This window comes from Alteromonas lipotrueiana, assembly GCF_019249245.1.
Lineage (GTDB): Bacteria > Pseudomonadota > Gammaproteobacteria > Enterobacterales > Alteromonadaceae > Alteromonas > Alteromonas lipotrueiana.
Genome location: NZ_JAESDK010000019.1, coordinates 54,355 through 67,361, shown reverse-complemented (window position 1 = coordinate 67,361; position 13,007 = coordinate 54,355). Strand labels below are relative to the sequence as shown.

14 protein-coding genes are annotated in these 13,007 nt (G+C 45.1%); all 14 read right to left on the bottom strand.

Annotated elements, in window-relative coordinates; translation table 11 throughout:
- Nucleotides 1-55: 55 nt before the first annotated feature.
- Nucleotides 56-916, bottom strand: a complete 861-nt coding sequence (locus JK130_RS12980) for an MBL fold metallo-hydrolase (RefSeq protein WP_218354753.1) — start codon at nucleotides 914-916, stop codon at nucleotides 56-58.
- A gap of 59 nt (nucleotides 917-975) precedes the next feature.
- A complete protein-coding gene (locus JK130_RS12975) occupies nucleotides 976-1,218 on the bottom strand; it encodes a DUF1653 domain-containing protein (protein ID WP_218354752.1) in 243 nt (80 codons plus the stop codon).
- Nucleotides 1,219-2,298, bottom strand: a complete 1,080-nt coding sequence (gene dinB / locus JK130_RS12970) for a DNA polymerase IV (RefSeq protein ID WP_218354751.1) — start codon at nucleotides 2,296-2,298, stop codon at nucleotides 1,219-1,221.
- A gap of 185 nt (nucleotides 2,299-2,483) precedes the next feature.
- Nucleotides 2,484-2,987 (bottom strand): GAF domain-containing protein, encoded by a 504-nt coding sequence (locus tag JK130_RS12965; RefSeq protein ID WP_218354750.1) that lies wholly within the window; start codon nucleotides 2,985-2,987, stop codon nucleotides 2,484-2,486.
- A 282-nt stretch (nucleotides 2,988-3,269) separates the two neighbouring features.
- Nucleotides 3,270-3,503 (bottom strand): (Na+)-NQR maturation NqrM, encoded by a 234-nt coding sequence (gene nqrM / locus JK130_RS12960; RefSeq protein ID WP_218354749.1) that lies wholly within the window; start codon nucleotides 3,501-3,503, stop codon nucleotides 3,270-3,272.
- 11 nt (nucleotides 3,504-3,514) lie between these two features.
- Nucleotides 3,515-4,540, bottom strand: a complete 1,026-nt coding sequence (locus JK130_RS12955; protein ID WP_218354748.1) for an FAD:protein FMN transferase — start codon at nucleotides 4,538-4,540, stop codon at nucleotides 3,515-3,517.
- Between the two features lie 72 nt (nucleotides 4,541-4,612).
- The gene (gene nqrF, locus JK130_RS12950) at nucleotides 4,613-5,842 is read right to left on the bottom strand and encodes an NADH:ubiquinone reductase (Na(+)-transporting) subunit F (RefSeq protein ID WP_218354747.1); all 1,230 of its coding nucleotides are present in this window, start codon (nucleotides 5,840-5,842) and stop codon (nucleotides 4,613-4,615) included.
- Nucleotides 5,843-5,862: 20 nt separating this feature from the next.
- A complete protein-coding gene (gene nqrE, locus JK130_RS12945) occupies nucleotides 5,863-6,471 on the bottom strand; it encodes an NADH:ubiquinone reductase (Na(+)-transporting) subunit E (RefSeq protein ID WP_218354746.1) in 609 nt (202 codons plus the stop codon).
- Nucleotides 6,472-6,474: 3 nt separating this feature from the next.
- On the bottom strand, nucleotides 6,475-7,107 hold the full coding sequence (locus tag JK130_RS12940) for an NADH:ubiquinone reductase (Na(+)-transporting) subunit D (RefSeq protein WP_218354745.1): 633 nt from the start codon (nucleotides 7,105-7,107) through the stop codon (nucleotides 6,475-6,477).
- An 11-nt stretch (nucleotides 7,108-7,118) separates the two neighbouring features.
- A complete protein-coding gene (locus JK130_RS12935) occupies nucleotides 7,119-7,892 on the bottom strand; it encodes a Na(+)-translocating NADH-quinone reductase subunit C (protein WP_218354744.1) in 774 nt (257 codons plus the stop codon).
- Nucleotides 7,882-9,087 carry an NADH:ubiquinone reductase (Na(+)-transporting) subunit B gene (locus JK130_RS12930; RefSeq protein ID WP_218354743.1) on the bottom strand — a complete coding sequence of 402 codons (1,206 nt, stop codon included), beginning with the start codon at nucleotides 9,085-9,087 and terminating at the stop codon, nucleotides 7,882-7,884. Before JK130_RS12930 ends, JK130_RS12935 begins: the two co-directional genes overlap by 11 nt.
- A gap of 3 nt (nucleotides 9,088-9,090) precedes the next feature.
- Nucleotides 9,091-10,431 (bottom strand): Na(+)-translocating NADH-quinone reductase subunit A, encoded by a 1,341-nt coding sequence (locus JK130_RS12925; protein WP_218354742.1) that lies wholly within the window; start codon nucleotides 10,429-10,431, stop codon nucleotides 9,091-9,093.
- A 441-nt stretch (nucleotides 10,432-10,872) separates the two neighbouring features.
- Nucleotides 10,873-12,051, bottom strand: a complete 1,179-nt coding sequence (fabV, locus tag JK130_RS12920; RefSeq protein WP_218354741.1) for an enoyl-ACP reductase FabV — start codon at nucleotides 12,049-12,051, stop codon at nucleotides 10,873-10,875.
- A 147-nt stretch (nucleotides 12,052-12,198) separates the two neighbouring features.
- Complete coding sequence (gene bamJ, locus JK130_RS12915) at nucleotides 12,199-12,819, bottom strand: BamJ family beta-barrel-assembly machinery protein (protein WP_218354740.1); 621 nt, start codon at nucleotides 12,817-12,819, stop codon at nucleotides 12,199-12,201.
- Nucleotides 12,820-13,007: the final 188 nt, after the last annotated feature.

The window sequence follows — 13,007 nt, the reverse complement described above, 5'->3', positions numbered from 1 at the left end:
GACCACAAAAAACGGGAGCCTAAAGCTCCCGTTACTAATAATGGGCGCTATCTCTTTAGTCATTGTACAGCGTATTTATCCATTTCTCTTCGGTGATAAAATCCCAACTCCATGATTGCCACTGAGGCTCTAGTCCTTTTTTGACAATCTCGTCAGCCGACATGCCCTGCGCTTTTAGCTTTTCGACATAGGTTTTGGTCTGCTCAATCATATCTAAAAACACTTTGTAGTCAGATTGATTTGCTAAAGGACCATGGCCAGGGACTATGATTGTCTGATCATTGGTTTTTTTGATGAGCTGCTTAACAGAACGAATATAGCCCTCTACGCTTCCACCTGAATTAAGGTCGATAAACGGAAAGCGCTCGTTAAAAAACAAGTCGCCTGTATGCATCACATTTGGCTCTTCAAACCACACCACTGAATCCCCGTCGGTATGACCTTCAGCAAGATGCATAATGTGTAAGGTTTCGCCGTTAAAATGCATTTTTATGCCATCTTCGTAGGTGATAACGGGTAACGCCTGAGGTTCGGTTTCATTATCTTTTGCCAGGCGTACGCGCACATTACTATGGGCCAAAATGGTACTGTTGGCATGTTGATGAAACCAACCATTACTTCCGGTATGGTCACCATGAAAGTGTGTATTGATAATAAATTTCGGTGATTTGCTGCCCAAATCGCCCAGCGCATTGGAGATCTTCTGCGCTAACGGTTCAAATTGGTCATCTATAATTAAAACGCCATCTTTACCAGCAGAAACACCAATGTTTCCGCCTGCACCCTGAAGCATGTGTACAGAGCCACGCAAGGGAGTATCTTTAATTTGTACATCGTTGTAATTATTTTGGGCCTGACCGGCTGCGCTCAACAACAATGGCAGTACCGCCAAAGCGCTTTTGTATCCGATGTTCATGACGAATCCTCTGCTAATAGTCTGCAATTGATTATGCGGTCACATATCGAACAGATCATTTATATTTTTTTAAGATCTTCAGGCAGGGGTTTAATATACTCAAATCGTGGCACTGTCTGGCCGTCTTTTTCAACGGTTTCTGAAAACATGGCAAGAGGCCGGACCCACAATGCTTTTTCACCGTAGCACGGGCGGTATACTACGAGGTAGCTTTCATCTTCGCTATGCCGGGCTACATCAAATACCGCGTAGTAATTGCCTTTATAGTGTTGATAAATACCCGGTTCAATTGTTGATGTCATCTATTGGTACTCCAACGGTAAAATAAGTTGTTCAACCGGAGCGGGCTCGGCCAGGCCAATATGCAGACCTACCAGTCGTATTCCTCGCCCTCTGCCCCGTTCATAGGCTTCTACAAGGAGTTGCGAAAAAACCTCAGCATCGAACTTCTGTTGTCTGTGCTCTACGGTGGTAAGCTGAAAATCGCTGAACTTAAGCTTTACGCCCTGCGATTTTATACGTACAGACTCACCTTTAGTGTGTTTTTTTTCGTGTGCAGCAATGCGCTCTGATAGTTTTTCCAGTAATACCGGTAAAAAATCGTAACATTGCGTCAGGGTATGAATATCGTCATTGAGTGTACGCTCTACCCCTATAGATTTGCGCTCACGACTAACATTAACTTCCCGTTCGTCCACCCCGTGGGCGCGATCCCATAGCACCGCGCCAAATTTACCCAACTCTTTTTGCAACCGTTCAAAAGGATATTGACGGATATCATTACAGGTTGCCAGCCCCATACGATGCAGCTTTTGCAGAGTGACTTTGCCTACACCCGGAATTTTTTCTAACGCCATTGTTCGCACAAACGTATCTTGCTTATCAGGGGTTATCACACATATCCCATCAGGTTTGTTTTCGTCGCTGGCCACTTTGGCAACAAACTTACAAGAAGCCACACCGGCTGAAGCGGTGAGCCCCAATTCGTTGTGTATGCGAGTTCGTATCTCTTGAGCAATAAGCGTTGCACTGCCCCCGCAATGCACAGAGTCAGTCACATCAAGATACGCCTCGTCCAGGGAAAGGGGTTCGATAATATCGGTAAAGTCGGCAAATATCTCGCGAATACGCATCGACTCTTTCACATAAAGCTCCATGCGCCCTTTTACCATAACCAGGTCTGGGCAAAGGCGTAGCGCATAGGCAGTAGCCATAGCTGAACGTACCCCATACTTTCTGGCTGGATAATTACAGGTTGAAATAACGCCGCGTTGTTTGGAGCTTCCACCAATGGCCAAAGGTATGTCGCGTAAGGTCGGATCATCACGCATTTCCACGGCCGCGTAAAAACAATCCATGTCGATATGAATTATTTTGCGCATGTTAGGTTTTTTTGACTGTATACATAGCCAGCATTTTAGCGAACCTTGCGGTTACATTACACTGCTAGTTGATTAAAAATTACAAAAAGAAAATCAAAAAAAGTATTGATAAGAAAAACAGCTGCTATCAGATACTTGAGGTTATAAAGGCGTGACGAATTGATTTGACTCTTATAAAACGCGGTTTATCGCGCCCCATAATTATCTGAAAGCCGTAGCTCTTGTTCAACAATGCGGGCATAGTGCTTTATCCGATTAATATCTTGGTCACTGTATTGGCGTACTTCATCGTGCAGCAGACAAAATGTACCCAATTCATAACCATCCTCAGAATACAAAATAACCCCGGCGTATGAGCGGATGAACGGTTCGCCAATAACCAGCTTATTGTTTCTAAAACGAAAGTCAGCGCGCGCATCGGGCACAATTAAATACTGCTCTTCAGCAATGGCATAGGTACAAAACGAAATATTTCGAGGTGTTTCGCGCTTATCCAAGCCCTGACGCGACTTGAACCATTGTTTGTTCTCAGTGATAAGGCTGATGAGTACGGTTTTACATTTAAATTCTTGCTGGGCTTTAAGCGTAATCGCATCAAAGCGCTCTTCAGCGGGAGTATCAAGAATATTTAAATCGTACAGCGCTTGTAAGCGTTCGGCTTCATGGGGCAACTGTGGGATTCGAGCCATAATGGCAATTCCTAACTAGTGAACAAAATGAGGAAATCTGCGGCGAGCACAGGACGTACTGATTTTTTGGGTCAAAAACCAAAGCAGGACACAGGACTGTATTTATTTCCAGTCCTGTGACTGGCGCGAAAGTTACCGCACTTTTTCGCTAAGTACCAATAATTAATGTAACAATTTACTATCACTGCGCCCAGCGGCTATCTGCAGAGGTAGATTATGGCAGCAGTCGGCCTGTAATTAGCTATAAGCGCGGCGTGTAGCAACCGCGCTTTAACAACTCAGTTACATAATTTGGTTTTCTTTCCATTCTGCGAGTTTCTTTTCCCGAAGCATGTTTTTTTCTTCACGAGCTTTTTTACGATCGCAAGGCTCCGGGCAATCACACGCTTTCTCGATGCCAAGTGCGCCCAGGCCCCCGCAACTGCCTGATATTGTCTTACGCTGAACCATATACCCTACGGCCATAGCTAATACCATTGCCAAAAAGAACACAAACGCCAAAATAAATGTACTCATATCATTACCTGCTAATTTTTAATCTCTACGGTTTCATCAAATGCCGTAGAAATATATTCTTCAAATTCATCGTTGTGATGTCGAATCAGCAACACTGCTAAATTTTCTTGCTCTGCGAGCTTTTTCGCTGCATCCCAGCCCATTACGTTTAAAGCGGTTGCTAAACCATCAGCGGTCATCGACGAGGACGCTACAACGGTAACTGCAACCAGGTTATGATCAATAGGTTTGCCACTACGAGGGTCAATCAGGTGCGAATAACGTACCCCATCCTGTTCATAGTAATTGCGATAGTCGCCAGAGGTGGCAACGGCGTTAGTTCCCACCGATAAAACCTTTTGTACCGCCCGACCACTACTTAATGGTTTTTCCACCGCAATCAGCCAGCCACTTCCATCGCCGCGCTGACCTTTAACTCGCATTTCGCCGCCAATTTCTACCAGGTAGTCATGAATATTCTGTAGCTCCAGAATAGCGGCAATTTTATCTACACCATAACCCTTGGCTATGGTCGATAAATCAACATAGACCTGAGGGTGTGTCTTTTGTAGCCCGCTTTGGGTTATCCGTAGCTTTTCAGACCCCACATAGTCTCGAACTTCAGCAATTTGTGAATCGGTGGGTACTTTTTCAGGACGTTTAGTGGGTCCAAACCCCCACAAATTGACTAACGGCCCCACAGTAACATCCAACGCCCCTTCGCTTAACTTATTAATGCGCAGGGCTTCGGCAACAACAGAGCGGGTTTCTTCAGAAGCATTGAAAGGCGCTGTATACCGGCTTTGGTTAAAGCGCGACAATTCTGACTCAGGATCATAGGTGGACATCAGTTTGTTCACCTGCTGAAGACGATTATCAATAGTAGTCTGTAACCCTTCTACTTTCTGCTGATTCTTATTCACCACATATTTTACATTATACGTGGTGCCCATGGTATCCCCCTGCAGATGAACTACAGGCAATTTCTCATCACTGCAGGCGCTAAGCAAACCTATTGCTGTTAAAACAAAAAGCAGTTGAATCGACTTTTTAATCAAACCAGATCTTCCTTTGTCATTAAAAAAGGGGCGATATAATCGCCCCTTTTTTCATCTTGCTATGCTTTGGTGTTAGCCACCAAAGTCATCAAGCATAATGTTTTCATCTTCCACGCCTAAATCTTTAAGCATGTTGATAACTGCCGCATTCATCATAGGTGGACCACACATATAAAACTCACAGTCTTCGGGAGCTGGATGGTCTTTTAAGTAATTTTCTAACAACACCTGGTGAATAAAGCCAGTATCGCCTTCCCAGTTATCTTCAGGCTGAGGATCGGATAACGCGACATGCCAGCTGAAGTTGTCGTTTTCTTCTGCCAATTCGTCAAAATCTTCTACATAGAACATTTCACGCAGCGAACGAGCACCATACCAGAATGAAATTTTACGATCTGTTTTCAACCGACGAAGCTGGTCAAAAATGTGCGAACGCATAGGTGCCATACCTGCGCCCCCACCAACAAAGACCATCTCGTTCTCAGTTTCTTTGGCAAAGAACTCACCAAACGGACCTGAAATCGTGGCTTTATCACCCTTAGTCAGGCTCCAGATGTACGATGACATTTTACCAGCCGGCATACTTAAATTATTAGGCGGAGGCGTAGCAATACGCACATTCAGCATAATAATACCTTCTTCTTCCGGATAGTTCGCCATCGAGTAAGCACGAATGGTTTCTTCATCTACTTTAGATTCGATATCGAAAAAGCCAAAACGTTCCCAGTCACCACGGAATTTTTCAGGAACTTCAAAGTCTTTATATTTCACATGATGAGGTGGCGCTTCAATTTGAATATAACCACCGGCCTGAAACGGTACGCTCTCGCCATTCGGAATTTTCAGTTTCAGTTCTTTGATAAAAGTAGCTTTGTTGTCATTTGAAATAACTTCACAATCCCACTTTTTAATACCAAATACTTCTTCTGGTAATTCAATTTCCATGTCTTGTTTAACGGCAACCTGACATGACAAACGGCAACCTTCACGGGCTTCACGTTTAGTAATATGGTCAAGTTCGGTAGGTAAAATTTCACCGCCGCCCGACTTTATATCTACCCGGCACTGACCACACGAACCACCGCCACCACAGGCTGACGATACAAAGATTCCCGCTTCAGCCAACGCACCTAGCAACTTGCCACCCGGAGAGGTTTTGATTGCTTTGTCAGGATCGTTGTTAATATCAATAGTTACATCACCCGTTGGCACAAGTTTCGACTTGGCAAACATGATGATAAAAACCAGCGCCAGTACGATGACAATGAACATGCCAACGCCCAGAAAAATTTCTACATTCATCTATAAACTCCTCAGGCCAGTTACAGCGCGATACCGGTGAACGACTGGAAGCCCAGGGCCATAAGACCTGCAATCATAAAGACCGCTCCCAGACCACGGACACCGTTTGGCATATCAGCATATTTAAGTTTTTCACGAACAGCTGCCAGTAACACAATAGCAATTGCCCAGCCCACACCAGAGCCAACGCCGTAAACAACACTTTCGGTGAAGTTGTATTCACGTTGAACCGCAAACGCAACACCACCAAAAATGGCACAGTTTACGGTAATCAAAGGTAAGAAAATGCCCAGTGCGTTGTACAACGCTGGAAAGAACTTATCCAGACTCATTTCTAGAATTTGTACTAATGCAGCAATTACGCCGATAAAAGTCAAAAAGTTCAGGAAGCTAAGATCGGCTTCCGGGAAGCCTGCCCAAGCCAGCGCGCCGGGCGCCAGGATATTCACATAAATAACCTGGTTTACCGGAACCGAAATACCCAGTACTACAATTACTGCGGCGCCCAAACCCATCGCGGTTTTGATTTTTTTCGATACCGCCAAAAAGGTACACATACCTAAAAATAACGACAGCGCCATGTTCTCAATAAATATAGAGCGAACAAATAGCGAAATATAATGTTCCACGTCTTACTCCTTAGGCTCTACTTGCTCTGGGCGAATCGTACGGATAAACCAGACCATACCACCAATTAGGAAAAACGAGCTAAATGGCAGAATCAATAAACCATTACCCTGATACCAACCGCCGTTTTGAACCACTGGCAGAATTTCGAAACCAAGGATTGTACCAAAGCCAAATAGTTCTTTAATAGTACCAATGACAATCAGAATAAATGAGTAACCCAGACCATTACCAATCCCGTCTAAAAAGCTTAGTAACGGCGGGCTTTTCATCGCATAGGCTTCAGCACGACCCATTACAATACAGTTGGTAATAATAAGTCCCACGAACACCGACAGCTGCTTAGACACCTCATAGGTGTACGCGCGCAGAATCTGGTCTACCACAATTACCAAAGAGGCAATAATGGTCATTTGAATAATGATTCGCACGCTGGAAGGAATTTGATTCCGAATCAGCGAGATAAATAAGTTTGAAAACGCAACAACGGTGGTAAGTGCTAACGACATTACCAAGGCGGTTTCTAACTTTGTTGTAATTGCTAACGCTGAACATATACCCAATACCTGCAATGCAATTGGGTTATTGTCCATAATTGGTCCAAACAGGACCTGTTTCATTTCTTTAGTATCTGCCACGATAATACCCCTTATGAACGCCATGCCTGGTTTTTCAGGAATGGACCAAAGCCTTGCTCACCGGCCCAGTAGCGAATAGTGTTCTCGACACCGTTGCTTGTCAGTGTTGCACCAGAAAGTGCATCAACTTCGTATGGGTCGCTTGGGTCAGCACCTTTGGTTACATCAATAGCGACTTCGCCATTATCGTAAAGTTTTTTGCCATCCCACAACTTCTGCCAGTTTGGATTTTGAACTTCACCACCCAATCCTGGCGTTTCGGCTTGCTCATAGTAGATGAGTTCTTTAATGGTTTTGCCGTCGGCATCTACCGCCAGAAATCCATACATAAGCGCCCAAAGGCCACTACCATGAACCGGCAGAATGACCCGGGTAACGGTATCGCTTTCATCTTTGACCAACCATACACTGGCAACATTGGCACGACGCTGAAAACCCACATTGCTGTCTTCAACGGTCTTGCTCATTTCAGATTGTTTTGCTGCTTTATACATGTCGTATTCAGCACCCTCACCGCCTGGTTTTTCAGTGAACTCACCGGTCTCCAGATCGACAAAACGTCGCTCAATTTTTTCGTCGTAAACCGAGGCAACCTGGTCGCTGTTCATACCTGATTCGTACAAGCCAGCCGCTGTCAAAATATTGGTTTGCTTATCAAGCTTTTTGTTCTCTTGTTGAATTTCGCGCAGGCCTACGGCCGCACCAGAAACCACAATCGAACACACCAGACATACCGCAACGACAACACCTACCGTTTTTCCAAAGGAATCTTTTTTAGCCGACACGAGCAACCCTCCGCTTAATATTGCTTTGTGCAACAAAATAATCGAACAATGGCGCCCATAAGTTGGTAAACAAGATAGCCAGCATTACCCCTTCTGGGAACGCAGGGTTAACTACCCGAATCAATACCGTCATGAAACCAATGAAGATACCAAATGCCCACTTACCTTTATTTGTAAAGGCTGCCGAAACCGGGTCGGTGGCCATGAAGAACATTGCAAACGCCAAACCGCCAATCACAAAGTGGAAGTGCGCCGGCATGGCAAACATCGCGTTGGTGTCACTGCCAATCAGGTTTAGCAAAGTGGCAAAACCTGCTACACCTAGCGCTACGCCAGCCACAATACGCCAGCTGGCAATACGCATATAAATAATAAACAATCCGCCAAGCAAAATAGCCAGGGTAGATACTTCACCCGCAGAGCCAGCAATATTACCCAGGAAAGAATCCCACCATAGTTCCATGTTGGTGTAATCCATATCGCCCGCTGCGGCTTTGCTTAACCAGGTTGCGCCTGAGTAACCATCTGCAGCTACCCATACCTGATCGCCAGAAATTTGTGCCGGATAAGCAAAATATAAGAACGCTCGTCCTGACAACGCTGGATTCAGGAAGTTTCGACCTGTACCACCGAAGACTTCTTTGGCAATAACCACACCAAAGGTAATACCCAACGCCACTTGCCATAACGGAATGGTGGCAGGTAAGGTTAAAGCGAACAATACCGAGGTTACAAAGAAACCTTCGTTAACTTCGTGCTTACGTACAGAAGCAAACAGCACTTCCCAGAAGCCACCGACCGCAAAGGTTACAGCGTAAATAGGTAGCCAAAAACAAGCACCGTAAAACATTAAACTGGCCCAGCCAGCATCTGCTCCCAGTTCACCGCCTAAACCGGCGAACAAGGCCGCCTGCCAGGCATCAGGTAAAGTCCCCGCACCCGCAATAATGGATTCGTTGGCCTGAACACCAATGTTGTACATACCGTAGAACATGGCCGGAAAGGTTGCCATCCACACTAAAATCATGATGCGTTTTAAATCAATTGCATCACGTACGTGGGTGGTCGCTTTATTTACTTTACCTGGTGTATAAAAAATAGTTGCCGCTGCTTCATACAGTGCATACCATTTTTCATGTTTGCCACCCGGCTCAAAATTAGGTTCGATCTTTTCCAGATACGCTTTTAAACCCATGTCTTAACCCTCTTTCTCAATCGTGGTTAATACGTCACGCAGGATTGGACCGTAGTTGTATTTACCCGGGCATACATAAGTACACAAGGCCAAATCTTCTTCGTCCAACTCCAAACAACCCAACTGCTGAGAACCTTCTGTATCGCCAGAAATAAGATCTCTAAGCAACAGCGTAGGGATGATATCCAGAGGCATAACACGTTCATAGTTGCCAATAGGAACCATTGAACGGTCCGAACCATTGGTGGTGGTTGTCATGTCGTATTTTTGTTTGCTATTCAGGTGGCCCAAATAAGCACGGGTAACAGAATGTTTGTCTGAGCCAGGGGTGATCCAGCCAAGGAATTTTTTCTCACGGCCTTCTTTGATCATTGAAATCTGAGTATGAAAACGTCCTAAAAAGCCGTGCACGCCCTGAGCAGTGATACCGTTAAGTACCGAGCCAGAGATAACCCGCACCTCGCCTTTTTCAACTTCGCCCGCGGTCAGCTCTTCAATATCCGCGCCCATCAGCGTACTTACCAAACGTGGCTTTGTTGCCACCGGGCCGCAAAGTGCCACGACCCGACGGTTATCCAGCTCACCGGTGGTCAGTAACGAACCAATAGCCATAACATCCTGATAATTCAGGTGCCATACGGTTTTGCTGTTCCCTACTGCATCGAGGTGATGAATATGGGTGCCCGGCAAGCCTGCAGGATGAGGACCACCAAATTCAGCAACCTCAACCTTTGCATTGCCCGTAGCCACATTTGCACCCGGTGCTTTACACACAAACACTTTGGTTTCACTAAGTACGGTTAAAGCATGCAAACCATTGGCAAAGTCGTTTTCACGCTCTTTGATAATGACCGCAGGATCAGCGGCTAGTGGGTTGGTGTCTATGGCGGTAACAAAGATAGAATGTGGCGTTGACCCCAACGCGGGGGCTTTACTAAATGGGCGGGTACGAAATGCCGTCCACATTCCCGAATCTACCAATGTTTGGGCCAGACTTTCTTTCGATGCGTTAGCAATCTGGTCGGCAGCAATTTTTTCAAAGGCAACACTTTCATTACCTTCAATTTTCACTACTACAGACTGAAGCACACGTTTGGCGCCACGGTTAACCTCAACCACCTCGCCAGCAGCTGGCGCCGTGAACTTAACACCAGAATTCTTTTTGTCTTCAAAAAGAATCTGGCCTTTTTTCACTTTATCGCCAACCTGAACGTGCATGGTAGGACGCATACCCACATATTCTTCCCCCAGAACGGCAACGCGCGTCACAGCTTTTCCTTTAGAAATTTGCTGCTCTGGCGCCCCCTTTATCGGGAGGTCGAGACCTTTCTTGATTTTAATCATATGTAATCGCACTACTCTAATAGAAAAACTCTTTTGCATAGCTGGATATCAACCTGCAATGCAAAAAAACTCTAAATAACAAACTGTTAGCACATGGCGAGCAAATAGCACTTTGCAAGCTTCGGCGGCAAACGTAGTTACGCCCGCTAAAAAACCGTATGCTTTGGATATTTATTCCTGTAGATCCGACGTTGGCCGAGTTTACGAAGCTTTAATTGTTTTTTGCTTCTAAAGACCAAAATCGTGACGCGTGAGTAGAAAAACCCCCGCCTAATTTCTGGGATTTTAACATTATCTGCCAGCTTTTCGCTATGCAAATAATAGGTAAACCAAAAAATTGTTGGCAGTATTATAAAATATCTCGTTTAACGATTATACAACAACGCTGACAAAATCAAAAAAAAGCCATCAAGTATGACGGCTTTTTAATCTTCTTAGTGGTTACCAACTGGCCTGAGGGTCAACATCAGCCTCGTAATCAACGCCTTTAATATCAAACCCGAACAGCTTTAGAAATTCGTGGTGATAACCGGCATAGTCGCTAAGCTGATGGAAGTTTTCCTGAGTGACCTCATCCCACAATGCTTTTATTTTCGCCTGAGTAGCATCGTTGGTTTCCTTACCATCCATACGGTAACGATTTGCCTCATCAAGTGTTGGCGTATCGCCGTATAAGCATTGGTTAAACAAACCTTTGATTTGTTCAATACAGCCTTCGTGCGTCCCTTCTTCTTTCATCACTTTATAAATAAGAGAAATGTATAAAGGCATTACCGGAATGGCTGAGCTGGCTTGTGTTACCAAGGCTTTTAAAGAAGAAACGTGGGCATCGATACGCAACTGTGGATGCTTACCCATAATAGCGGCAGCGGCACGGTCTAAGTCTTCTTTTGCCTTACCTATAGTGGCTTGCCCATAAATAGGCCACGTAAGCTCTTTACCAATATAAGTGTATGCCGTGGTCTTCACGTCTTCGGCTAATACATCAGCTTCAGCCAACGCACTTAGCCACATTTCCCAGTCTTCACCACCCATAACCTTGATGGTATCGCGAATCTCTTCATCAGTGGCCGGTTCTAACGTAATATCATGAACCTTGTCTTTGTCGGTATCATACGTTTTGGTGGTATAAGCCTGACCTACTGGTTTTAATGTCGATTTATATGTTACGCCACTATTTGGCTCAGTACGACGCGGCGACGCCAGGCTGTAAATAACCAGATCAACTTTACCCATCTGTTGTTTTATTTTCTCGATAGCCTGGTTTTTTAGCTCGTGAGAAAATGCATCGCCATTAAGGGTTTCTGCGTAAAGGTCTTGTTCAGCAGCAAATTCGTGAAAAGCGGCCGTATTATACCAGCCGGCGGTACCGGTTTTACGTTCGGTCGGCGCTTTTTCGAAACAAACGCCTAAAGTTTTTGCCCCATAGCCAAACGCTGCGGTTATGCGCGAGGCGAGCCCATAGCCAGTTGAGCTGCCAATCACCAAAACATTTTTTGGACCGTCACCTAAATCGTTCTGCTGACGAACATAATCAATTTGCTCTGCTACCGATGTCTTACAACCTACCGGATGTGCATTGGTGCAGATAAACCCTCTGACTTTTGGCTTGATAATCATCTTTCGTATCCTTTGCTATTTGTGCCCGTATTGTAATCATGGTTTGTAAGATAACAACTCCGAACACTTTCCTTTGCAAACCTGATACGTTTTTTATACCTACTTACAAAACGGCCTGGAACTGACCAGGCCGTTTCAAATATTGCTTTACGCTAAGATATCGAGCAGCTCGACATCAAATACCAAGGTGGTAAATGGTGGGATAGCCCCCCCGGCACCTTGTTCACCGTATGCAAGCTCGCTCGGAACATACACTTTCCACTTAGAGCCAGTTGGCATCATTTGTAAAGCTTCGGTCCAGCCTTTAATAACGCCGTTTACCGGAAACTCAGCCGGTTGGCCACGATCATAAGAGCTGTCAAATACTTTACCGTCGATAAATGTACCGTGATAGTGTACACGTACTGTACTTTCTGCGTCAGGCACTTCGCCGTCACCAGTTTCCAAAATTTCATACTGCAAGCCAGACTCAGTAACCTGTACTTCTTCGCGCTCGGCATTTTCTTTGAGAAACTTTTCGCCTTCCTCAATCTGACCTTTACTTTGCTCAGCCTTAGCAGCCTGCATCCGCTGATGAATCTCGCCAAAGGCACTACGTAAGGTATTGTTATCTACCTTCGCCGTATCACCGCTAAATGCATCGCTCAGCCCATCAAGCACAGCATTAATGTCTAATCCGTCGAACGGATTCGATTTAAGCTGCTCACCCATTTGAAAACCAACGCCGTAGCTTGCCTGAGTTTCGACTGTAGAATAGTTATCGGACACAGTATCTCCTGAAATTAAATTACGAAAATTGTTCAAAAATTCATCTTTTCACGTATTGTACATCGATGAATTTGTTGTCTCGGCGCTAAGTGTAACATACCCTGTATTTACTTGCTCTACGCACCCGATTGAAGTGTTTAAAGCAACCGTATCGAGATGCAATATTGTACAAAGAGGTTAGACAACAC

Coding starts and splice junctions, on each gene's coding strand:
- JK130_RS12925 (WP_218354742.1), bottom strand. CDS start 10,431: ATGATTAAAATCAAGAAAGGTCTCGACCTCCCGATAAAGGGGGCGCCA.
- dinB (WP_218354751.1), bottom strand. CDS start 2,298: ATGCGCAAAATAATTCATATCGACATGGATTGTTTTTACGCGGCCGTG.
- nqrM (WP_218354749.1), bottom strand. CDS start 3,503: ATGAGTACATTTATTTTGGCGTTTGTGTTCTTTTTGGCAATGGTATTA.
- JK130_RS12965 (WP_218354750.1), bottom strand. CDS start 2,987: ATGGCTCGAATCCCACAGTTGCCCCATGAAGCCGAACGCTTACAAGCG.
- fabV (WP_218354741.1), bottom strand. CDS start 12,051: ATGATTATCAAGCCAAAAGTCAGAGGGTTTATCTGCACCAATGCACAT.
- JK130_RS12975 (WP_218354752.1), bottom strand. CDS start 1,218: ATGACATCAACAATTGAACCGGGTATTTATCAACACTATAAAGGCAAT.
- nqrF (WP_218354747.1), bottom strand. CDS start 5,842: ATGAATGTAGAAATTTTTCTGGGCGTTGGCATGTTCATTGTCATCGTA.
- JK130_RS12980 (WP_218354753.1), bottom strand. CDS start 916: ATGAACATCGGATACAAAAGCGCTTTGGCGGTACTGCCATTGTTGTTG.
- JK130_RS12930 (WP_218354743.1), bottom strand. CDS start 9,087: ATGGGTTTAAAAGCGTATCTGGAAAAGATCGAACCTAATTTTGAGCCG.